The organism is Bacteroides sp. OF04-15BH (assembly GCF_003477995.1).
Classification (GTDB): Bacteria; Bacteroidota; Bacteroidia; order Bacteroidales; family Bacteroidaceae; genus Paraprevotella.
The window spans coordinates 1-308 of the sequence record NZ_QUEM01000115.1; the positions used below are offsets into that span (position 1 = coordinate 1).

Sequence of the window (308 nt, forward strand, 5' to 3'; positions counted from 1 at the left end):
GCATCGGAAATCACCGGGCAGGACGGAAAGGCGGGCATCATTGAGAAATACTTCTCGCTATCGCAGACAGATACCACCTGCCTGAAAGACATCGGGCTGTACCCGGAAGAAATGCGTGTCGGGGACGACATACTGTGCCTGCACACGCTTTCGGACGTGGAAGATTTGCCCGGAAAGGTCGGGACGGACACACGGTTTGAGAAGCTGTCCACTGACCGGAGCGACTGCCGACTGTCATTCGCCGCCCCGGTGGGCGTGCTGTTGTCGTGCAACCACGTCTATAACCAGTTCATCTTCATAGACGACCA

1 pseudogene is annotated in these 308 nt (G+C 56.8%); it reads left to right on the forward strand.

The features are described 5' to 3' along the window. Positions 1-308 (forward strand): annotated as a pseudogene (locus DXA74_RS16840) (conjugal transfer protein TraG); the annotation flags it as partial.